Origin of the sequence: Palleronia marisminoris, assembly GCF_900172315.1 — a bacterium.
Classification (GTDB): domain Bacteria; phylum Pseudomonadota; class Alphaproteobacteria; order Rhodobacterales; family Rhodobacteraceae; genus Palleronia; species Palleronia marisminoris.
Genome location: NZ_FWFV01000009.1, coordinates 111,558 through 133,012 on the forward strand (window position 1 = coordinate 111,558; position 21,455 = coordinate 133,012).

The 21,455-nt window shown below is 66.1% G+C and carries 20 protein-coding genes and 1 tRNA gene; 10 read left to right on the forward strand and 11 right to left on the reverse strand.

Annotation, left to right across the window (positions count from 1 at the left end):
- Window positions 1-21 precede the first annotated feature (21 nt).
- The 4 genes from PAM7066_RS14790 (at window position 22) to PAM7066_RS14805 (ending at window position 1,774) form a co-directional block, all read left to right on the forward strand.
- Window positions 22-621: a superoxide dismutase gene (locus PAM7066_RS14790; RefSeq protein ID WP_085855007.1), complete on the forward strand. Its 600-nt coding sequence runs from the start codon at window positions 22-24 to the stop codon at window positions 619-621.
- Window positions 622-696: 75 nt separating this feature from the next.
- Entirely contained in the window at window positions 697-1,002 is a 306-nt protein-coding gene (locus tag PAM7066_RS14795) for a hypothetical protein (protein ID WP_085855008.1), read from the forward strand.
- 60 nt (window positions 1,003-1,062) lie between these two features.
- Window positions 1,063-1,314, forward strand: coding sequence for a hypothetical protein (locus PAM7066_RS14800; protein ID WP_085855009.1), 252 nt, complete (start codon window positions 1,063-1,065; stop codon window positions 1,312-1,314).
- A gap of 1 nt (window position 1,315) precedes the next feature.
- Window positions 1,316-1,774, forward strand: a complete 459-nt coding sequence (locus tag PAM7066_RS14805) for a host attachment family protein (protein ID WP_085855010.1) — start codon at window positions 1,316-1,318, stop codon at window positions 1,772-1,774.
- A 47-nt stretch (window positions 1,775-1,821) separates the two neighbouring features.
- On the opposite strand, the gene gpt is transcribed toward PAM7066_RS14805, so the two are convergent.
- From gpt to fabI, 4 genes are read right to left on the reverse strand one after another with little or no spacing between them, the layout of a single operon-like run.
- Window positions 1,822-2,343 (reverse strand): xanthine phosphoribosyltransferase, encoded by a 522-nt coding sequence (gene gpt, locus PAM7066_RS14810; protein ID WP_085855011.1) that lies wholly within the window; start codon window positions 2,341-2,343, stop codon window positions 1,822-1,824.
- A gap of 16 nt (window positions 2,344-2,359) precedes the next feature.
- Window positions 2,360-2,974, reverse strand: coding sequence for a LysE family translocator (locus PAM7066_RS14815; protein WP_085855012.1), 615 nt, complete (start codon window positions 2,972-2,974; stop codon window positions 2,360-2,362).
- Window positions 2,971-3,579 (reverse strand): LysE family translocator, encoded by a 609-nt coding sequence (locus PAM7066_RS14820; RefSeq protein ID WP_085855013.1) that lies wholly within the window; start codon window positions 3,577-3,579, stop codon window positions 2,971-2,973. The genes PAM7066_RS14815 and PAM7066_RS14820 overlap by 4 nt, the downstream gene beginning before the upstream one ends.
- Before the next feature lies 1 nt (window position 3,580).
- Window positions 3,581-4,384 carry an enoyl-ACP reductase FabI gene (gene fabI, locus PAM7066_RS14825; protein ID WP_085855014.1) on the reverse strand — a complete coding sequence of 268 codons (804 nt, stop codon included), beginning with the start codon at window positions 4,382-4,384 and terminating at the stop codon, window positions 3,581-3,583.
- Window positions 4,385-4,466: 82 nt separating this feature from the next.
- Here fabI and pdxH point away from each other — a divergent pair, with 82 nt between their 5' ends.
- The 5 genes from pdxH (at window position 4,467) to PAM7066_RS14850 (ending at window position 10,350) form a co-directional block, all read left to right on the forward strand.
- Window positions 4,467-5,072, forward strand: coding sequence for a pyridoxamine 5'-phosphate oxidase (gene pdxH, locus PAM7066_RS14830; RefSeq protein WP_085855015.1), 606 nt, complete (start codon window positions 4,467-4,469; stop codon window positions 5,070-5,072).
- Window positions 5,073-5,191: 119 nt separating this feature from the next.
- Window positions 5,192-5,782, forward strand: coding sequence for a cold-shock protein (locus PAM7066_RS14835; protein ID WP_085855016.1), 591 nt, complete (start codon window positions 5,192-5,194; stop codon window positions 5,780-5,782).
- A complete protein-coding gene (locus tag PAM7066_RS14840) occupies window positions 5,698-6,234 on the forward strand; it encodes a DUF192 domain-containing protein (protein WP_085855068.1) in 537 nt (178 codons plus the stop codon). The genes PAM7066_RS14835 and PAM7066_RS14840 overlap by 85 nt, the downstream gene beginning before the upstream one ends.
- A gap of 63 nt (window positions 6,235-6,297) precedes the next feature.
- Window positions 6,298-6,374 (forward strand) — tRNA-Pro (locus tag PAM7066_RS14845).
- A gap of 355 nt (window positions 6,375-6,729) precedes the next feature.
- A complete protein-coding gene (locus tag PAM7066_RS14850; protein WP_085855017.1) occupies window positions 6,730-10,350 on the forward strand; it encodes a vitamin B12-dependent ribonucleotide reductase in 3,621 nt (1,206 codons plus the stop codon).
- A gap of 197 nt (window positions 10,351-10,547) precedes the next feature.
- Here the strand turns inward: PAM7066_RS14850 and glgX are convergent, their stop codons facing one another.
- From glgX to treZ, 4 genes are all read right to left on the reverse strand, one after another.
- Complete coding sequence (gene glgX, locus PAM7066_RS14855) at window positions 10,548-12,512, reverse strand: glycogen debranching protein GlgX (protein WP_085855018.1); 1,965 nt, start codon at window positions 12,510-12,512, stop codon at window positions 10,548-10,550.
- A 70-nt stretch (window positions 12,513-12,582) separates the two neighbouring features.
- Complete coding sequence (locus PAM7066_RS14860; protein WP_175484683.1) at window positions 12,583-13,701, reverse strand: sugar phosphate nucleotidyltransferase; 1,119 nt, start codon at window positions 13,699-13,701, stop codon at window positions 12,583-12,585.
- A 174-nt stretch (window positions 13,702-13,875) separates the two neighbouring features.
- Complete coding sequence (gene treY / locus PAM7066_RS14865; RefSeq protein WP_085855020.1) at window positions 13,876-16,092, reverse strand: malto-oligosyltrehalose synthase; 2,217 nt, start codon at window positions 16,090-16,092, stop codon at window positions 13,876-13,878.
- The gene (gene treZ / locus PAM7066_RS14870; protein ID WP_085855021.1) at window positions 16,093-17,796 is read right to left on the reverse strand and encodes a malto-oligosyltrehalose trehalohydrolase; all 1,704 of its coding nucleotides are present in this window, start codon (window positions 17,794-17,796) and stop codon (window positions 16,093-16,095) included.
- 342 nt (window positions 17,797-18,138) lie between these two features.
- On the opposite strand from treZ, the gene PAM7066_RS14875 reads away from it, so the two are divergent.
- Window positions 18,139-18,468, forward strand: a complete 330-nt coding sequence (locus PAM7066_RS14875) for a PRC-barrel domain-containing protein (protein ID WP_176237573.1) — start codon at window positions 18,139-18,141, stop codon at window positions 18,466-18,468.
- Here PAM7066_RS14875 and PAM7066_RS14880 read toward each other — a convergent pair whose 3' ends face one another.
- From PAM7066_RS14880 to PAM7066_RS14890, 3 genes are all read right to left on the reverse strand, one after another.
- Window positions 18,469-19,074, reverse strand: coding sequence for a GNAT family N-acetyltransferase (locus PAM7066_RS14880; RefSeq protein WP_085855023.1), 606 nt, complete (start codon window positions 19,072-19,074; stop codon window positions 18,469-18,471).
- A 75-nt stretch (window positions 19,075-19,149) separates the two neighbouring features.
- Window positions 19,150-20,424: a phosphopyruvate hydratase gene (gene eno / locus PAM7066_RS14885; RefSeq protein WP_085855024.1), complete on the reverse strand. Its 1,275-nt coding sequence runs from the start codon at window positions 20,422-20,424 to the stop codon at window positions 19,150-19,152.
- A gap of 68 nt (window positions 20,425-20,492) precedes the next feature.
- The gene (locus PAM7066_RS14890) at window positions 20,493-21,416 is read right to left on the reverse strand and encodes a DMT family transporter (RefSeq protein WP_085855025.1); all 924 of its coding nucleotides are present in this window, start codon (window positions 21,414-21,416) and stop codon (window positions 20,493-20,495) included.
- Window positions 21,417-21,455: the final 39 nt, after the last annotated feature.

A 21,455-nucleotide genomic window follows, 5' to 3' on the forward strand; every position in this document is an offset into this window, starting at 1 on the left:
TCCAATGACGGAGGGCCTCACATGGCTTTCGAACTGCCAGATCTGCCGTATTCCCACGACGCGCTTGCCGACAAGGGCATGAGCCGCGAGACGCTGGAATACCATCACGACATTCACCACAAGGCCTACGCCGACAAGACGGCCGACATGGTCTCCGGCTCCGAGTGGGAAGGCAAATCCATCAAGGAGATCATCAAGGGCACCTACGACAAGGGCGCCGTGGCGCAGTCGGGCCTGTTCAACAACGCGTCGCAATACTGGAACCACAACCAGTTCTGGAACTGGATGACGCCGGGCGAAAGCAAGATGCCGTCCGAGGTCGAGAGCGCTCTGACCGACAGCTTCGGCTCGGTCGACAAGTTCAAGGAAGAGTTCTCGACCAAGGGCGGCGGTCAGTTCGGCTCGGGCTGGGTGTGGCTCGTGAAGGATACCGATGGTTCGCTGAAGGTCACCTCGACCGAGAACGGCGTGAACCCGGTCTGCTTCAACCAGACGGCGCTGCTGGGCTGCGACGTGTGGGAGCATTCCTACTACATCGACTTCCGCAACAAGCGTCCGGCCTACCTGTCGAACTTCCTCGAGAAGCTCGCCAATTGGGAAGATGTCGCGTCGCGCATGTGACCCGGCTTCGGAATTTACATCGCAACTGGCCGGTCCTTCGGGGCCGGCCTTTTGCGTCGGATGATGGAGGAACGGATGGTCATCGAAATGGAGCCGCTAGACGCCGAGGTGCTGGCGCTGCTGCGCGCGCCGATGCGGATGCCGCAGGGCATGGCGTTTCAGCCGATCTCGGCCGAGGCGGCGTTGGACGACAGCGCGGGGTTCCGGTTGGTGGGCTCGCTGGTGCTGGCTGATGCCGCGTCGAGCGAGGCGGCGGCGCAATGGCTGTGGGACCGCGTCGAAGACGCCGCGCCTCTGATCATCAAGGTCGGTGGCACGAAGGCCCGCGTGGGCGAGCCGGCGGCGCTGGCGTGGCTGATCGACCGCGCGCGGTCAGTCTGAGGAACTCAGCCTCGACCCCACGGGTTTCCTTCTGGACACCTTACGAGAAGGAGGCTGACGATGGCCGAGAGAAAGAGATCGAAGGACGGCTCGAGCGACACCGAGAAGTTCGTGGATGACGCTGTCGAGACGCCGAGCCAAGGTGGTCGCTCGGACGGCAACCTCGAGCGGAACGTCGGGACCCGTGATGAAGGTCGCCAAGCCGAACACGGCGAGGGCACGACCCGGGTCACCAAGTCCGACGAAGAGGGCGACGGCAACCTGGGGGGGCTGCACGGCACCGGCGAAGACGACGACGGAAAGGGGAGCTGAGATGGGCGCGAAACTGTCCAAAGGAACCTGGGTGTTGATCGCGGATGGCGAGAAGGCGCTGGTTCTCGAGAACCAGACGGACCACGAGAACCCGTATCTTACCGTCCTGTCGAAGGAAGAGCAGGAGAACCCGCCCGATCGCGAGCAGTCCGCAAACCGGCGGGGCCGCTTCAACGACGGCCCCAGCGTCCATCGTTCGGCTGTCGAAGACACGGACTGGCACCAGCTTGCCAAGGACCGTTTCGCGGATGACTTGGCGGAGATGCTCTACAAGAAGGCCCACAAGGGGGCGTTCAAGGACATCGTTCTGGTCGCGGCGCCCGGAGTGCTCGGCGAACTGCGCAACAAGATCCACAAGGAAGTCGAGCAGAAGGTGATCGCCGAGGTCCCGAAGACCCTGACGAACCACAACCTCGACGATATCGAGAAGGTGCTGAAGCACGAGCTCGACACCGCCTGAGGAAGCGAGACGGCGCGCCTTGGTGGCGCGCCGTTTTCATGTCCGGCTCAGTCGGTGCCGCGATAGGGTGGCACGTATTGCAGCCCCATGTCCCACGGGAAGAAGATCCACGTGTCCTGGCTGACTTCCGTGACGTAGGTATCGACCTGTGGCCGGCCCTTCGGCTTGGCGTAGACCGTGGCGAAATGGGCCTTCGGGAAAGCGGCGCGGACGACTTCCAGCGTCCGGCCCGAGTCCACCAGGTCGTCCACGATCAGCACGCCCTTACCGTCGCCCATCAGCTCGACGTCTGGGCTTTTCAGCACGCGGGCTTCGGCCTGCGACTGGTGCTCGTAGCTTTTGACGCTGATCGTATCGACGATGCGGATATCCAGCTCGCGCGCGACGATCATCGCGGGGGCCATGCCGCCGCGGGTGATGGCGACCACGGCGCGCCAGCCGCCGCCGCGCTCGCCGGCCTCACCCTCGGGGCCGACCCCGTCGAGGCGCCAGGCAAGGGCGCGAGCATCGCGGTGAAGCTGGTCCCAGCTGACGTGGAAGCCTTTTTCGTGGGGGAGGCGGTCGGTCATAGCGGTCTCCTTGATGTCAGCCGAGCGCGACTTTCACGCCGAGTGCGCCCAGTATGGTGCCCATCCCCCGGTCGAGCCACGACTTCGCGTGCCCATAGATCGCTCGCGGCCGGGACAGCGAGAACACGCGGGCGGTGAAGAGATACCAGAGCGTCTCGACCCAGAGGATGTTGAACAGGATCAGCGCCTTGACGTCCCAACCCGCGTCGGGCGGGACGAGGCCGACGAAGACGGCGCCGAAGAAGATGGCGGGCTTGGGGTTCGCGAGTTGCGTTACCACCCCCAGCCGAATGGCCGAAAGCGTCCCCCGCGGTGGCACGTCGGGGGCGACCTGCGGCATGGGCTCGTCCGCATGGCGCCACATCTTGAAGGCCAGCCACAAGAGGAACAGCCCCCCGCCGATCTTCAGCACGAGGAACAGCGGCGGCAGGACCTCGAACAGCAGCGCCAGTCCGGCAAGGGCGGCGAAGGCCCAAAGCGCGGCACCGATCCCGAAGCCGAGCGCCAGCCCGGCTGCCGGCCGGAAGCCTTCGGTGGCGGCTGTGCGGATGGACAGCACGAAGGAAGGACCGGGCGATATCGCCGCCAGCAGGTGCGCCAAGGCGACGCCTATGATCGCGACGACGCTCATGCCCGCGAGAACAGCAGCTTGAGGCCGAGCGTGGCAAGCACGATGCCGGCGAACCGGTCGAGCGCCGTCTTCGCGCCAAGATATGCCGCGCGCGCGGCGGGGCGGGACAGGGCGGTGGCGAGGATCGTGTAGAACGCGACCTCGATGGCAAGGTGGTTGAGCACGATTGCCCCCATGGCAGTGGGGGACAGGTCGGCGGGGAAGATGACGATCAGGACGGCGGCGGCGAAGAGCACCGATTTCGGGTTCGCCAGGTTGATCGCCGCCCCACGCAGGATCGCCCGGCCCGCCCGCACGGGGTGGGCGGCGGCCAACGGGGCGCGGGCGTCGCGCCAGGTCGTCCAGGCCACCCACAGAAGGTAGAGCGCGCCGCCGATCTTCAGCGCGCCGTAGGCAAACGGGACAAGGGCGAAGACCCGGTCGAGGCCCAGCAGCGCCAGCCCCGTCCACATCGCCGCCACCACGCCCAGCCCGATCCCGGTCAGGATGCCCGCCCGTCTGCCTTCGACGATCGACACCCGCAGCGCATAGATCAGCGCCGGCCCGGGCGAGAGGATGGCGGCCGCGAGGGTCGCGTTGAAGGCGATGAGGTGGGCGAGCTCCACGTCAGTCCTTCGTGATGTCGGGCGCGTCGGGGTTCTTCATGCCGATGACGTGGTATCCGGCATCGACATGCAGCACTTCGCCGGTGACGGCCGAGCCGAGGTCGGACAGCAGGTAGAGCGCCGACTTGCCCACTTCGTCCTGCGTGACCGTCCGGCGGAGAGGCGAATTGTACTCGTTCCACTTCATGATGTAGCGGAAGTCGCCGATGCCACTGGCCGCCAGCGTCTTGATCGTGCCGGCGCTGATCGCGTTCACGCGAATGCCGTCGCGGCCCAGATCCTCGGCCAGGTAGCGCACCGACGCCTCGAGCGCGGCCTTGGCGACTCCCATCACGTTGTAGTGGGGCATCACCCGCTCGGCGCCGTAATAGGTCAGCGTCAGGGCCGATCCGCCCTCGGTCATCAGCTTCTCGGCGCGCTGCATCACGGCGGTGAAGGAGTAGCACGAGATGTCGAGGCTCATGCGGAAGTTCTCGCGGCTGGTGTCGACGTAGCGGCCGCGCAGTTCCGACTTGTCAGAGAAGCCGATGGCATGAACGACGAAGTCGAGCTTGCCCCAGCGGTTGCCGATCGTGGCGAAGAGGCTGTCGAGGCTGTCCATGTCGGCCACGTTGCACTCGACCAGGAAGTCCGACCCGACGCTTTCCGCCAAGGGCTTCACGCGCTTCATCAGCGCGTCGCCCTGGTACGAGAAGCACAATTCGGCGCCCTGATCGGCAAGCGCCTTGGCGATCCCCCAGGCAATGGACTTGTCGTTCGCCAGCCCCATGATGAGGCCGCGTTTGCCCGCCATTAGTCCTGCCATCGTGTCGCCTCGCTGGTGTCCGGTTGGCCGAGGCTTTAGGCGATTGTAACAGGCGCATCAAGAGAGCGGAGGTTCCCCGAAGATGTCCAATGGCGTCACCATTCCTGAGACCGATGATCCCGTCGGCCTGTTCCGCGACTGGATGGCCGAGGCCGCCGGGGCCGAGCCGAACGACCCCAACGCCATCGCGCTCGCCACGGTGGACGCGGACGGAATGCCGAACGTGCGGGTGGTGCTCTTGAAGGAGATCGAGGACGACGGCTTCGTGTTCTACACGAACTACGAAAGCGCCAAGGGGAAGGAGCTGTCCTCGCACCCGCAGGCGGCCTTCGTCTGCCACTGGAAGTCGCTTCGGCGGCAGGTGCGGGTTCGCGGCCACGTCACGCGCGAAGATGGGCCAAAGGCCGACGCCTACTATGCCTCCCGCGATATCGGTTCGCGACTGGGAGCGTGGGCGTCGCAGCAGTCCCGGCCGCTGGATGCGCGCGAGACCTTGGTCGCTCGGGTCGAAGAGGTGCGGGAGCGGTTCGGTGACGCTCCGCCCCGGCCGGACTTCTGGGGCGGATTTCGCCTGACGCCGCTCGAGATGGAGTTCTGGACCGACGGAAGGAGCCGTCTGCACGAACGGTTTCGGTGGAGCAGGGATGCACCGTCCGAGCCTTGGTATGTAAAAAGACTTTTTCCCTGACGGAATATTTCGTAGGTGGAACTGGCTATCGGCCGGACCCCGTATTGTCGGGCGATCTTTTTCGGGTCCGAGAAATGCAGAAATGAGCACGGGCTGTCTGGCCCGTCATGTGAGGGCAGATGTCTTTTGACAGCGAGGAAGCGGGCAGAACGTGCACCGGTGTCGTGAAGTGGTTCGACAGCACGAAGGGCTATGGCTTCGTCGTCGCCGCCGATCAGGAGCGGGACATCTTGCTGCACGCCAATGTCCTGCGCAACTTCGGGCAGAACAGCGTCGCCGATGGCAGCCGGATCTCGTTGAGAGTCGTCGAGACCCCGCGTGGCAGCCAGGCGCAGGAGATCCTGTCCATCGCCCCCCCCGAACCGACCGACGAGGGAGAGGGGGGCCGTAGCCCGCTGCCTTTCGACGAGACGCTTCAGGGCGGCGACATCGTGCCTGCGCGGATCAAGTGGTTCGACCGCGCCAAGGGGTTCGGGTTTGCCAACGTCTTCGGCCTGGGGGATGATGTGTTCATTCACATCGAAGTCCTGCGCAGATCCTCTCTTGCGGATCTGCAGCCGGGCGAGGCGATCGCCATCCGTGTGGCGGACGGCGCAAGGGGCAAGCTGGCAACGCAGGTTGGTGTATGGGAAAGCGCGATCAACGACGAGGGTGGTCTGACCGCCTCGGTCGAGGAATACGACTGGCAACAGGACGAAGCGGCCGAGTAGCGCTTCTTGTCTGCGCCCTGGGCGGGCCGGCATTTGCCGCCTGTTCCGAGGATTCCGTCGAGCTCAGGGGGGAATGGGGCAGCGCGCGGTTCGCCGTGGACGTGGCCGATGACGCGCAAGAGCGCGCCAAGGGCCTGATGTTCGTGGAAGAGATGCCCGCGATGAAGGGCATGCTCTTCATCTACGAACGCCCGCAGCCAGCCTCGTTCTGGATGCGCAACACGCTCATTCCACTCGACATGCTGTTCCTGGACGAGACGGGGACGGTCACCCATATCCACGAGAACGCGACGCCGCAGGACGAGACCCCGATCCCGGGCGGTGACGCGGTGCTCTCTGTGCTCGAGGTGAATGGCGGAATGGCCGAGCGGCTCGGGATCGACGAGGGCAGCGTGCTGCGCCACCCCGACCTGCCACAAGATGTTGCGGCCTGGCCCTGCGGCGTCGAGTAGGAATTCCGCTTCCGCATCTTCGCGGCTTTCAAAACGCGCGGATCGGGTTTAGGGAGAGCGCGTCGGGGCGTAGCGCAGCCTGGTAGCGCATCTGCTTTGGGAGCAGAGGGTCGGAGGTTCGAATCCTCTCGCCCCGACCATTTCCACCACATCTAGTAAAGACCGCGCGTCGCGCCGCCATTGCGTGTGCTGTCCGGTGCGGTGTTGCCGGTTGTCCACCGTTCTCCCGCCCTGTGGAGAAGTGCGATTCGACGACCGGATGCCAAGTTTTTCAGAGGCTTCCGGAGAGGTCACGCGATCGCTCGCCTCTCGGTAGAATGGTCAAGAAATTTTTGTGGGGGAGAAGTCGGACATTTGCGTTGACCGGACCCCCTGAGCGCGTCAGTTTGTGTCGTGAAGACGTAACACCACTATATTTGGTACAGACTGACGCGCCTCCGACCACGGGCTTCGGGGCGGTGCGGCTGGTCTGCGCAGGGCGAGAAGGACGGACACATGAAGATCGAGCGCAAGTTCACCAAGGCCGGGCAGGACGCCTATGCGGAGCTCGAGTTCACCACCACGGTGAGCGAGATCCGCAACCCGGACGGCTCGGTCGTGTTCCGCAACGATGCCGTCGAGGTGCCGTCCACCTGGAGCCAGGTCGCCTCGGACGTCATCGCCCAGAAGTACTTCCGCAAGGCCGGCATTCCCGAGAAGCTCAAGCCGGTCCGCGAAAAAGGCGTGCCCGAGTTTCTGTGGCGCTCGGCCCCCGACGGCGACTGCGCCCGTGGTGGCGAGACGAGCGCCAAGCAGGTGTTCGACCGCCTCGCCGGGGCCTGGACCTACTGGGGCTGGAAGGGCGGCTACTTCACCACCGAAGAGGACGCCCGCGCCTATTTCGACGAGATGCGCTTCATGCTGGCCACCCAGAAGGCAGCGCCGAACTCGCCGCAATGGTTCAACACCGGCCTGCACTGGGCCTACGGGATCGATGGCCCGAGCCAGGGCCACTTCTATGTCGACTGGCAGTCCGGCAAACTGACCAAATCCGAAACCGCCTATGAGCATCCCCAGCCCCACGCCTGCTTCATCCAGTCAGTGTCTGACGACCTGGTGAACGACGGCGGCATCATGGACCTGTGGGTCCGCGAGGCGCGCCTGTTCAAGTACGGCTCGGGCACCGGCTCGAACTTCTCGTCCCTGCGCGGCGAGGGCGAGCCCCTGTCGGGCGGCGGCAAATCGTCCGGCCTGATGGGCTTCCTGAAAATCGGTGACCGCGCGGCGGGGGCCATCAAGTCGGGCGGCACCACGCGGCGCGCCGCCAAGATGGTGATCGTCGATGCCGACCACCCCGATATCGAGGCCTTCATCAACTGGAAGGTCATCGAAGAGCAGAAGGTCGCCAGCCTTGTCGCTGGTTCGAAGCTGCATAGTCGCGAGCTGAACGGCATCTTCACCGCCATCGCCGAGAACGAGGACCAGGGCGACGCGCGCTATGACGCCAACGCGAACCCCGCCCTCAAGGCCGCGGTGAAATCCGCCAAGAAATCCGCGATACCCGAGACCTACATCAAGCGCATCCTGGATTACGCTCGGCAGGGCTACACATCGATCGAGTTCCCGACCTACGACACCGACTGGGACAGCGAAGCCTACAGCTCGGTCTCGGGGCAGAACTCGAACAACTCGATCCGCGTCACCGACGCCTTCCTCAAGGCCGTCAAGGACGATGCCGATTGGGAACTGATCCGCCGCACCGACGGAAAGCCCGCCAAGACCCTCAAGGCCCGCGAATTGTGGGAGCAGATCGGCCACGCCGCATGGGCCTGCGCCGATCCCGGCATCCAGTTCCACGATACGGTCAACGCCTGGCACACCTGCCCCGAGGACGGCCCGATCCGCGGCTCGAACCCGTGCTCGGAATACATGTTCCTCGACGACACGGCCTGCAACCTTGCCTCGCTGAACCTGCTGACCTTCTACAAGGACGGCAAGTTCCGGGCGGATGACTACATGCACGCCGCGCGGCTGTGGACTGTTACGCTCGAGATCAGCGTGATGATGGCGCAGTTCCCCTCGAAGGAGATCGCGCAACGCTCCTACGACTTCCGCACGCTGGGCCTCGGCTACGCCAATATCGGCGGCCTGCTGATGACCATGGGCTACGGCTATGACAGCGACGAGGGCAGGGCGCTTTGCGGTGCGCTGACCGCGCTGATGACCGGCGTCAGCTATGCCACCTCGGCCGAGATGGCGGGCGAGCTTGGCGCGTTCCCCGGCTACGAGCGCAATGCTGATCACATGCTGCGGGTCATCCGCAACCACCGCCGCGCGGCTCAGGGCGATATCGACGGCTACGAGGATCTGGCGGTCAAGCCGGTGCCGCTGGATGCTGCGAACTGCCCGGACGGTTGCCTGGTCGAGCTGGCGCGGCAATCCTGGGACGAAGCGCTGCGCCTGGGCGAGGCCCACGGCTACCGCAACGCCCAAGTCTCGGTCATCGCGCCGACGGGCACCATCGGCCTCGTCATGGATTGCGACACGACAGGGATCGAGCCCGACTTCGCGCTGGTGAAGTTCAAGAAGCTCGCCGGTGGCGGTTATTTCAAGATCATCAACCGCTCGGTGCCCGCAGCACTCGAAAAGCTCGGCTACCGGTCGAGCGAGATCGAAGAGATCGTCTCCTACGCGGTCGGCCACGGCTCGCTCGGCAATGCGCCCGGCATCAACCACACCTCGCTGATCGGCCACGGCTTTGGCCAAGCCGAGATCGACAAGATCGAGGCGTCGCTCGCCTCGGCCTTCGACATCCGCTTCGTGTTCAACCAGTGGACCTTGGGCGAAGAGTTCCTGACCAAGACGCTGGGCATCCCGGCGGCCAAGCTGGCGGACCCGACCTTCAACTTGCTCCAGCATCTCGGCTTCAAGAAGGCCGAGATCGAGGCGGCGAACCTTCATGTCTGCGGGACCATGACGCTGGAAGGCGCGCCGCACCTGAAACCTGCGCATTACAGCGTGTTCGACTGCGCCAACGCCTGCGGCAAGATCGGCAAGCGCTACCTTGGCGTCGACAGCCACATCCACATGATGGCCGCCGCGCAAAGCTTCATCTCGGGCGCGATCTCGAAGACGATCAACATGCCCAACACGGCCACGGTCGACGACTGTCAGAAAGCCTACGAGCTGTCGTGGTCGCTCGGCACCAAGGCCAACGCACTCTACCGCGATGGCTCGAAGCTGTCGCAGCCGCTGGCATCCGCGCTGATCGAGGATGACGAGGACGCCGAAGAGACCCTTGCCACCGGCACGAACCAAGAAAAGGCGCAGGTGCTGGCCGAGAAGATCGTCGAGAAGATCATCTACAAGGAGGTCGCCAAGGGCCGCGCGAAGATGCCCGAGCGGCGTCGCGGCTACACCCAGAAGGCAATCGTGGGCGGTCACAAGGTCTACCTGCGGACCGGCGAATATCGCGACGGCAAGCTCGGCGAGATCTTCATCGACATGCACAAGGAAGGTGCGGGCTTCCGGGCGATGATGAACAACTTCGCCATCGCGGTCTCGGTGGGCCTGCAATACGGCGTGCCGCTGGAAGAGTTCGTGGACGCCTTCACCTTCACCCGCTTCGAACCGGCTGGCATGGTGCAAGGCAACGAGGCGATCAAGAACGCGACCTCGATCCTCGACTACATCTTCCGCGAACTGGCGGTCAGCTACCTCGACCGGTCGGACCTCGCCCATGTCAAACCCGAGGGGCAGTCCTTCGACGACCTCGGCCGCGGCGAGGAAGAGGGCAAGCGCAATTTCTCGGACATCTCGGGGTCCGACGGCTCATCGCCGCTCGACGTGCTGCGCCAGGTCGCCTCGACCGGCTACCTGCGCGGCCGTGCCCCGAAGGAGCTGGTGGTGATGCAGGGCGGCCGGTCCCAGACCGTCTCGCTGTCCCACGCCGAGGCTGTGGCGGTCCAGACCTACGAGGCGCAGACCGAGGCCGCGCCCCAGGTCGACGAGCGCCTGAAGGCCAAGATGCAGGGCTACGAGGGCGACCCTTGCGGCGAATGCGGCAACTACACGCTGGTCCGCAACGGCACCTGCATGAAGTGCAACACCTGCGGCGGCACGTCGGGGTGTAGCTGACACGAGTTTCGGTGCGGGTCGAATGGCCCGCCCCTCGCTTGGGATAAAGAGGTCCGGGGCGGGTGCGCTCGCCCCCGGTGCTGGTCGAGCCGCAGGCAAGAATATTACCGGGCGGTGAACCAATGAGCTCGACAAGCAAAACTAGGGGCCCCGCGCGGGGCCCCTTTTTCTGCGCGATACCTGCGGATCGTCCGGGGTCAGGCCAGCTTGACCACCACCACCGTCTGCCAGCCGACCTTCAGCGACGCGCCGTCGAGCGTGGCCGTCTCGGGCTCTGACACGAAGGCGATCGTCCAGCCGCCGTCCGGCAAGTCGACCACCGCGTCGTCGCCACCGTTGATGATGACGATCAGCCGATCCTCGTCCGAGGCGATGTCCATCAGCAGCGGCGCGTCGTCGTCACCCCACGTTGCCTCGGTCATCTGCGAGCCGTCCGGCCCGCGCCACGTCACCGAGGTTTCGCAGGCGAAATTAGTTTCCTGCAGCAACGGGTGGACCTTGCGCAGATCGGAGAGCCGGGCGAGCGTCTCGATCAGCTCGCTGCGCTCGGCGTTGTCCCAGCGGGTCCAGCCGATCTCGTTGTCCTGGCAATAGGCGTTGTTGTTGCCGTCCTGACTGTTGCCCAGTTCGTCGCCAGCCAGCATCATCGGAACGCCGCGCGACAGCATCAGCGTCGACAGCATCGCCCGGACGCGCCGCATCCGGCGGGCGATGATCTCGGGGTCTTCGCTCAGCCCCTCGACGCCCATGTTGTCGCTGAGGTTGTTGTTGTGGCCGTCGTTGTTGTTCTCGCCATTTGCCATGTTGTGCTTGTCGTTGAACGACACGACGTCCCACAACGTGAAGCCGTCATGGGCTGCGACGAAGTTGACGCTGGAGGTGGCGGGGCGGTTCGAGTGATCGAACTGCACCGGGCTGCCGCTGAGACGCTCGGCCAGCTTGCCCTTCTGACCGCCCTGGCGGCGCCAGAAGGCGCGCGTGTCGTCGCGGAACTTGTCGTTCCACTCGCGGAAGGGCCAGGGGAAGCCGCCGACCTGGTAGCCGCCATCGCCGATATCCCAGGGCTCGGCGATGAGCTTGACGCGCGACAGCACGGGGTCCTGCCGGATCGCGGCGAAGAACGAGCCCTCGCGTTCGAACCCCGTGGCCTCGCGGCCGAGCGTCGAGGCAAGGTCGAAGCGGAACCCGTCTACATGCATTTCCTCGACCCAGTGGCGCAGCGAATCGAGAACCATGCGCAGCACCATCGGATGCGCGACGTTGACGGTGTTGCCGGTGCCGGTCGTGTCGTAGCAATGGCGCGGATCGTCGCCGTGCAGGTAGTAGGACAGGTTGTCGATGCCGCGGAAGGACAGGGTCGGGCCAAGTTCGGAGCCCTCGGCGGTGTGGTTGTAAACCACGTCGAGGATCACCTCGATCCCGGCCTTGTGGAAGCGATTGATCGCCTCCTTGATCTCGCCCCATTCGCCGGTTTTCAAGTACCGGCGTTCTGGTGCGAAGAAGTTGAGCGTGTTGTAGCCCCAGTAGTTCGACAGACCCTTGTCGATCAGGTGGTTGTCCTGAAGGAAGGCCTGCACGGGCAGAAGCTCGATCGCGGTGACGCCGATCTTGTGCAGATGCTCGATCATCGGGTCCGAGGCGAGGCCGGCGAAGGTGCCGCGCATGTCCTGGGGCACGTCGTCGCGCAGCATCGTCAGGCCGCGGACATGCGCCTCGTAGATCACCGTCTCGCGCCAGGGGGTGAAGAGCGCCCGGTCGAAATCCCAGTCATAGGCCGGGTCGGTGACGAAGCATTTCGGCACGTAGGGGGCGCTGTCGCGCTCGTCGAAGGTCAGGTCGTCGCCGGTCGAGACGTCGTAGCCGAACACCGCGTCGTTCCATTCCACGGCACCGGTAAGCTGGCGGGCATAGGGGTCGATCAGCAGCTTGTTGGGGTTGAACCGATGACCTTCCTGCGGCGCGTAGGGGCCATGCACGCGGTAACCATAGCGTTGGCCAGGGTAGATGCCGGGGAGGTAGCCGTACCAGACCCCGCCCTCCATGTGCGGCAGGTCGAGACGGGTTTCGGTCCCGGCCTCGTCGAAGAGGCACAGCTCGACCCTCTCTGCATGGTCCGAAAAAAGGGCAAAATTCGTGCCGTCGCCGTCGAACTGCGCGCCCATGGCCGAGTTCGACGCCGCGCTGCGGTCAAATGTAAGGGTTGTCACGTGTCGGCCATCCTTGGCGCTTTGGTCACCTACCGGCAGAAACGTGGAGGTCCGCCATTGGTTGCATCTCGGCGATCATTGCCGGTGTGACGAGGACCGTGCCGTCGGGCGTGCGACGGAACCGCATGGCGTCCGACTTGGGGTCCACGCCGATGGCCATGGCAAAGGGGACGGCAGCACCCGGGGCGACGATGCTTTTTGCCACGAGAGCCCCTTCCGAGACGAATGCGCCCTTCATGACGATGCTATCCACCACACCCAGGCGCGAGATGGCGCCCGGCGGGGTGGGCAGATCGAAGGGCGGGCGGTCCGACATGAAATCCAGGGCCGCGGCGCGCAATGCGTCGAGCGTTCCGACGTCGCGCCAGTAGAACGGCGTCTGCGCCCCCGGTGTATGTGCGTAGGCCTCGCCTCGCGAGACCGCCTGCGGCAGGATGTCGTGCCCAAAATCGAGCGCGCCGGGATTGTTCATCAGCAATGCGCGCAACGCGTCCCACCGGAAGATGTAGAGCCCCATGCTGGCCAGAGCCACGGCCGGGTTTCCTGACCACGTCGGCGCACTACTCGGCTTCTCGACAAAGCGGATGATCCGGTCGGCGCAGTCGGTCTCGAGGATGCCGAAGGCGCTCGCCGCGTCTCGGGGCACACAATCGGCGGCAACGGTGACCGCGGCACCCTGAGCGCGGTGCGCGTCGATCATCCCGCGGTAGTCCATGCGATAGACGTGGTCGGCCGCGAGGATGAGGACATCGCGCGGGGCGGCGGCGTCGATCTCGTCGATCATCAGCCGGACGGCATCTGCCGTGCCCTTCGAGCCTTCCGGCCGTCCAGTCATCTGGGGCGCGTGGCGGATTCCAACGGCAACCGAGTCGTTCCAGCGGTTCTTCAGGTGATTGTGCAGGAGGTTGGGGCGGTATTGCGTGGCGACCAGCACCTCGGGGGCGCCCCCGAGGCGCAGGTTCTCCATCGTGAAATCGACGATGCGGGTCGAACCGAGGAAGGGCACGGCCGGTTTGCAGATCATCTCGGTCAGTTCATGAAGGCGCGATCCCTTGCCGCCCGCAAGCAGGATGGGCAGCACGTCGCGGGGCCAGGTTGCTGCCCCCGCCGGTCTCGCCTCGTTCCTGTACGCAATCACACTCACCCCAAACCTCGAAGCCGCCAAAAGAAGTTCACTCGATGCTGAGGAAAGCCGAGGCGGCGGTCTTGGGTTCCGGCCAAGGTGCAAACGTGATCGGCGGGAATCCCCCCTGTCCGGGTCGAATGATCCGGTGGTGGGCGGCGCGGGCCACCCGGCCGCCACAACCTTAGCATGCGTTCAGTGCAGGTAGAGCCCGAGTGTCTGCCCCAACTCGGCGCTCTGCGAGGACCACTGCAAGCCTTCGGCGGGCAGGGCGTCCGTGGTGATCGTCAGCCGGACCTCGCCCCCTGTGCCGCGGCGGACCAGGTGGCGCGCCTTTTCGGGGGCCTCCCACTCGGCAGTTCCTTCGCGGAACAGGTCGGGGTGGGCCCGGCGGATCGACAGCACCGCGCGAAGAAGATCGGACTTCTGGCCCGAGGCGGCGGCGAGGGCGTCCCACTCCGGTAGGCGCCGGTTGTCGGGGTCGGTCAATTGCAGAAGCAGCCGCTCTTCGCCCTGGTAGATATCCGGCATTCCCGGCCACAGGCAGCGCAGGCCGATCTCGACCAGCGACAGGTGTTCGCCGATCCGCTGAACGCGCTTCAGTTCGGATGGCTGGTGCGCGTCCCAGTGCGCGAGCAGGGCGCGGACCCAGGCCTGCATGTTGGCTTCGCGCTCTTCGTTGGGGGCAGTCCAGTAGCTGACTTCCTTCCCCTCGCGCAGGGCCTTCACCATGTGGGCCGCCGCGCGGTCGCCTGCATCCGGCTCTCCGGCGATGGCCAGCGCGATCTGGAACGCGTAGAAGCGGCGATTGGCGTCGAGCACATCGCTGGCCGGCAAGCGCCCGGCGTCCTCCCATAGCGCGGCAAGGGCCTCGGGCGCATGGCTGAGCGCGGCGATCCGGGCGCGGGCGTCGGCGCTGCGCTTGGTGTCGTGGCTCGACCCCAGGGTGAGGGCGCGGGGCCAGTGCTTCAGCCGTTCGGCAAGGGCCTCGTTCACCTCGTCCGCGGTGGTCGTCGGGCGGTCGGGATCGGCGCCGACCTCGTTCGCGGTGAGGTAGCGATTGAACCGGAACCCTGCGGTGTCCTCGTGCGCCTTGGCGAGAAGCGCCCCGGTGACTTGCTCCATCCGGACCGTGAAGGCGCACGCCTCGTCGCTGTCGGAGGCAAGCATCCGATCGACGAGCCAGTCGATCGTGTCGCGGTGGCGGACATTCTCGGCCGCACGGTCGGCGCAGGCGCGCCAGATGGTGCGATCGGACTGCGAGGCGGCAGAGCGCACGTAGCTGCGGTAGCGCGGAAAGGCGACGAGCAGTTCGGTGATGGCCTCGCGCAGGGTCTCGGGGCCGATGGGCTCGCCTTCGGTCTCGGCGATGGCTTGCGCGAGGGTCCGAAGCTGCCGCAGTTCGGCGGCGAGTTCGTCCACCAGGACCTCGCGCTTGGCCTGTTCGACCATCGGGTGGAAGCCGCCCTCGGTCCCGCTTTCACGGCGCCACAGCGCGTCGATTTCGTCCAGCCCCGAGGGGTTCGTCAGGATGCGCGCGATCACCGCCGCCGCCTCGTAGCCCGTGGTGCCGGCGACTTGCCAGTCCGGCAGCGTCTCGCCCATGACGAGGATCTTCTCGACCCAGATGTCGATGTTCGGGACCCGGTTGGCCAGTTGCGTAAGGTAGCCTTCGGGATCGACGAGCCCGTCGACGTGATCGACCCGAAGCCCCTGGACGAGGTCGCGATCCACGAGGTCGAAGAGCAGCGCGTGCGTCTCTTCGAATACCTCCGGGTCCTCGACACGGACGCCGATCAGGCTGGTGACCGAGAAGAAGCGGCGGTGGGTGATGCTGTCCCGCTCGAGCGGCCAGGGGATCAGACGCCAGTGCTGGCGCGCGTGCAGCGCCTCGATATCCTCGATCCGGCCCTCGCCGTCCGACCCCGGCGACAGCGGCACTTCGAGGCCTGCGACCTTGAGAACGCCCTCGCCGATCTCGACCTCGCCGGTCTCGGCGAGTTCCGCCAGGGGACGTTCGAGCCAGGGCAGGGCGAGATATCCCGTCGACCAGTCGATGTCGAATTTCGGCGCGTGCGGACTGCGCATCCCCTTGCGGAGCACGTCGCGGAACCACGGCGTGTCGAGTCCGAAGGCCATGTGGTTCGGCACGATGTCCAGGACGATCTTCAGGCCCTTCCCGCGAGCGGCGGCGGCGAGCTTCTCGAACCCATCGAGACCACCGAGCGAGGCGTCGATCTCGGTCGGGTCGGTCACGTCATAGCCGTGGGTCGAGCCCGACGCGGCGGTCAGGATCGGCGACAGGTAGAGGTGACTGACGCCAAGGGCTGCGATCTGGTCGAGCCGCCGTTCAAGCCCGGCGAAATCCATCCCGTCGCGCAACTGGACGCGGTAACTGGCTACATCGTTCATTCAATTTCCCTCCAGCCCGACGTGCAGCGCGACACGGGGACCTTCCATGGTCAGGATTTCGGGGGTCGACAGAGCGGGTGCGGGCTCGCCATCGGCGAAGGTGATCTCCAGCCGCCCAGCCGCGAAGGTCCAGGCCGCCCGCAGGCTTCGGTCGCCCTCGCGCGTGGCCTCGGTGCGCTGCCAGCCGCTTTTGAGCAGCGGGACCACCCGGTCGACCCGCAGCTTCAGGCAACGGCGCGTCAAGTCGCGCCACTCGTCGGCATCGGGCGGGGGCGAGGCATAGGGCTTCGACCGCTCGAATGTCTCGGGCGCGTTCGGATCGGGGATCTCGTCGCGGGCATCGGCGAATTCGGGGAACTCGTCGCGGCGCCCCTTGCGGACGGCGCCGGCGAGGTCTCCGTGGAAATCGGTGAAGAACTGGAACGGCGCGCGAGACCCGATCTCTTCCCCCTGGAACAGCATCGGGATGAAGGGCGACAGGCACAGCATCGCATGCATCACGCGCATGTCCTCGGGCGAGGTCAGCGCGATCAGACGCTCGCCGACCGCACGATTGCCGATCTGGTCGTGGGTCTGGTTCGAGTTGACGAAGCGCTGGGGCGGCAGATGGTCGGAGGGCTCGCCCCGCGTTTCGTCTGTGCGGGGCCGCGGCTGGCCCTGATCGACCTGTCCATCGCGCAGCGCGATCAGCATGTCGCCGAAGGGATCGTCCGAGAACGGAGCGTAGTAGCTCTGGTCCTCGCCCGTCATCAGGACGTGGACCGCGTGGTGGTAGTCGTCGTTCCATTGCGCCCTGAGCGCGCCGTGACCCACGTAAGAGGCAAGGTTGCGCTCGTCCTCGGCGACGAGGTGGACCGGGCGGCCAAGGTCCAGCCCCGCGACATGGTCGGCAAGTTCGCGCAGGAAGTCGGTCTCGTCCGGCTGGCCGATCTGGTGGACGGCGTCCAGCCGCAGCCCGTCCACCCCGTATTCCGCGATCCACATCTCGGCGTTCTGAAGGAAGAAGGCGCGCACCTCGGGGCGGGTGAAGTCGATGGCGGCGCCCCACGGCGTCTGGCGCCCGTCATCGAAGAAGCTGGGGCAGAGCGCGTGGATATAGGCGCCATCGGGGCCGAAATGGTTGTAGACCGCGTCGACCAGCACCATGATCCCGGCGGCATGGGCCGCGTCCACGAACGCCACCAGGTCTGCGGGCGTGCCATAGGCGGGGTGGAGCGCGTTGGGCAGAACCCCGTCATAGCCCCAGCCGCGATCCCCGGCGAACTGGGCGAGCGGCATCAACTCGATCGCCGTGATCCCAAGGGCGGCGACCTCTTCCATCCGCTCGGCCGCGGCTCTGAGCGTCCCGTCTGCGGTGAAGGTGCCCACGTGGATCTCGAGCACCACAGCCTCTTCCCACGGGCGGCCGTGCCAGTCGGCGCGGGGCAGGGAGGCTGGATCGCAAAGGCGCGAGGCCGCATGGACGTCGCCCGCCTGCCAGCGCGAGGCCGGGTCGGGGTAGGTCTCGCCCTGGGCGATGAAGGCGTATTCGGTGCCGTCGTCGGCCGAGACGTCTGCCACGTGCCAACCGTCGGCCTCCTTGGACATGGCCAGTTCGTCGGTGCCGACCCGCAACAGCAGGTCGTCCTGCTTGGGGGCCCAGGTCGCGACACGCCATCTGTCGCCGTTCCGGGTCGCGCCCCAGCGGTGAGAAAACGTCCTCATTCCGGCCTCTTGCCCCCTTGCATCCTCAGGACGGAAAAGCGGCGCGCGGCCAATCGTTCCCTCGACTCCCGGTCGCGTGTGCTGAAACCGGAGGAGCGCGCGGCATGACCGCTGCCCGCGGTTGCGACTCCGCAAGCCTTGCGACTGGTGCCGGTGGCAGCGTTGGAACCTTGGCGGCCGCTTGGCGGTTCCTCGCCTGAAGACCTCATTTCGAAAGGCCGGACCATGTTTCGCAGATCCCTACTCGCAGCCGCCAGTCTCGCGTTTGCCGGGCCGGCTCTTTCGCAAGAGGCTGGCGCCGTCTCGTCCGAACAGGCCACGCCTGCGCCGATGGAGGTAGTCGTGGCCGACGATCTCGAGGATGCGTCGATCGTCTCGCTCGAGGGCAGCTACGATCAGGCGATCTGGGACGAGACCGCGCCGCTGGAAGCCATGGTCGCCGACCTGAACGAGATCGGCCGGATCGAGGACGTCGTCCTGTCGGCCGAAGGACAAATGCTGGGTCTGACGACGGATGTGGGCGGGTTTCTCGGCATCGGCGAGAAGACCGTCCTCATCCCGCTCGATGACATTCGCCTCATCCGGACCGAGGATGACGACGAGGTCTCGGTCGTCACGCGCCTCGATCAGGATGCCCTGACCGACCTGCCCGAGGTCGACCTCGACGATTGATCACAGGCGCGGCACGAAAGGTGCCGCATCCTCGTCCAGCAAACCGACGGCGCGCGGGTCGGGAAACACCCGCACCTCGCGCCGTTCCGCCTTGAACCCGACCCGCAGGTAGAAGCGCAGCGCCTGAGGGCTGTCCAGCGTGCAGGTGTTCAGCCGCACCTTTTCGGCACCGCCATCGAACAGCGTCTGCAGGACATGCGACATCAGCCAGCCGCCGACGCCCTGACCCATGGCGGCAGGGACGAGGCCGAAGAAGCTGATCTCGGGGTAGGTAGGGTCGCCGATGTCGAGCTCGACCATACCCATCGGTCCATCGTCGGAGTGAAGCGTGAAGATCGCCACGCCGGGATCGAGCAGGATCTTCAGCAGCGCATCGTCTTCGATCATCAGCCGCGAGGTCCAGAGCCAGTCGCGCCCGACCATCCGGAAGAGCTCGCGGTAGACGTTCGGGTACATCCGCTTTTCGCGCCTCAGGACCAGCCCCTTGGGCTTCTTGCGCGGCGGCAGCGGGGTGGTGCAGGTCAGGTGGTGCACGACCACGGCCAGGTGGCCGGCAGGCACGGCATAGGTGCCTTCAGTAATTGGGGTGGGGTCGGGGTCTAGCATGAGGGCTTTCCGCGTCTGTCCGGCGGAAGGCTAGGGCGGGGCGACCCGCTGTCCACGGCCGCCCCGCCTGCAGGGTCAGCGCAGGATCGACTTGCCTGCGTAAACGGCGGTTTCGCCGAGCATTTCCTCGATCCGGATCAACTGGTTGTACTTCGCCAGCCGGTCCGAGCGCGACAGCGAGCCGGTCTTGATCTGCCCGCAATTCGTGGCGACGGCGAGGTCGGCGATGGTCGCGTCCTCGGTCTCGCCCGAGCGGTGGGACATGACGTTGGTGAACCGGGCACGGTGGGCCATCTCGACCGCGCGCAGGGTCTCCGACAGCGAGCCGATCTGGTTCACCTTGACCAGCATGGAGTTGGCGCAGCCCTTCTCGATCCCTTGTGCCAGACGCTCGGGGTTGGTCACGAAGAGATCGTCGCCCACCAGCTGGATGCGGTCGCCGAGGCGGTCGGTCAGCATCTTCCAGCCGTCCCAGTCATCCTCCGAGCAGCCATCCTCGATCGACAGGATCGGGTAGTCGGCGCACAGCTTTTCGAGGTAGCCGACGTTTTCTTCCGAGGTCAGAGAGGCGCCTTCGCCCTTCATCTCGTACTTGCCGTTCTCGTAGTACTCGGTCGCGGCGCAATCGAGGGCGAGCATGATGTCCTCGCCTGGCGTGTAGCCCGCCTTTTCCACGGACCGCATGATGAAATCAAGCGCATCGCGGGTCGACTTGATGTCAGGGGCGAAGCCACCCTCGTCACCGATGCCCGTGGACAGGCCCGCCGCCGAGAGCTCTTTCTTGAGGGTGTGGAACACCTCGGCACCCATCCGCACGGCCTCGCGGATGTTCGTTGCCGAGACCGGCATGATCATGAATTCCTGGATGTCGATCGGGTTGTCCGCGTGCTCGCCGCCGTTGATGATGTTCATCATCGGCACAGGCAGGGTCCGGGCCGACGTGCCCCCGATATAGCGAAACAGCGGCTGCATCGTGAACTCGGCCGCGGCCTTGGCGGTGGCCAGCGACACGCCGAGGATCGCGTTGGCGCCCAGGCGGCCCTTGTTGGCGGTGCCGTCCAGCTCGATCATCGTGGCATCGATGGCTTCCTGCTCGGTCGCGTCCATGCCCAGAAGCGCCTCGGCGATCTCGCCATTGATGGCCGCGACGGCCTCGAGCACACCCTTGCCGAAGTAGCGTCCCTTGTCGCCGTCCCGGCGCTCGTGCGCCTCGTGCTGGCCGGTGGAGGCGCCGGAGGGCACCGCGGCCCGGCCCATGCTGCCGTCCTCCAGCACCACGTCCACTTCGACGGTGGGGTTGCCCCGGCTGTCCAGGATTTCGCGGCCGACGATGTCGATGATCGCGCTCATAAGTGCCTCCTTGCGTAGCGTTGCGTTCAGTTAACGCACGCGAGGGCGCTTGGCCATTGGTTCGCGCGTCAGCGCATCAGCGAACGTCCCCGGGGCGGTATCGCCCGTTTTCGGCGCCGCTCGCGCATCAGGGCGTAAAGACCGCTGCCCACGACGATCGCCGCGCCGATCAGCGTCAGGGCGTCGGGCCGCTCTCCCAGAAGGATCACGCCGAGGATCATCGCGAAGACGAGGCGCGTGTAGCGGAACGGGATGACGGTCGAGACGTGGCCAAGCCGCGTGGCCGTCGTCAGCGCAAGGTAGCCGATCACCCCGAGGCCGATGGCCGCCGCCAATTCGAGCCAGACGCGAAGTTCGGGAACCGCCGTCGCGCTGCGGACCAGCCACAGGGCGCCGCTGCCGATCGTCAGCGTGACATAGGCCCAGAACGCCAGTTGCAACGTCGCGATCCGCGACGGGATGCGGCGCGAGATCACGTCGCGCGCGGCCAGCCCCACCGCGGCGATCATCACCAGCAGCGCCTCGGGCTGGAACCCGTCGAGCCCCGGCCGCAGGATCAGCAGCACCCCGGCCATGCCCACGGCGACCGCCGTCCAACGCCGCCAGCCCACGGTCTCGCCCAGCCAGATCGCGGCGCCTGCAGTCACCAGAAGCGGCGTGGCCTGCTGGATGGCCGTCGCCAGCGTGAGCGGCACGAGCGCCAGCGCGGTGACGAAGCTGATGGTGGCGAAGGCCTCGCAGAAGTTACGCCCCATCACCTGCGGCCCCAGCACGTCGCGCGTCACCAGCGGCAGGCCTTTCCGCACGCACAGCAGCGCAAGAATCACGGCCGTGGTGGAGCAGATGATGAACAGCATCTGGCTCACGGGCATCTCGACCGTGATGCGCTTGATGAAGAAGTCCTCGGTCGCGAAGAGAGCCATGGACAGCACCATGAAGCCGGTCGCGCGCAAATTGTCGTCACCCGCCGGGGTGGAGCTGTCAGTGGTCATGTCCCGCGCCTTAGTCCCTTGCCCCGTGCAACGCCAGCC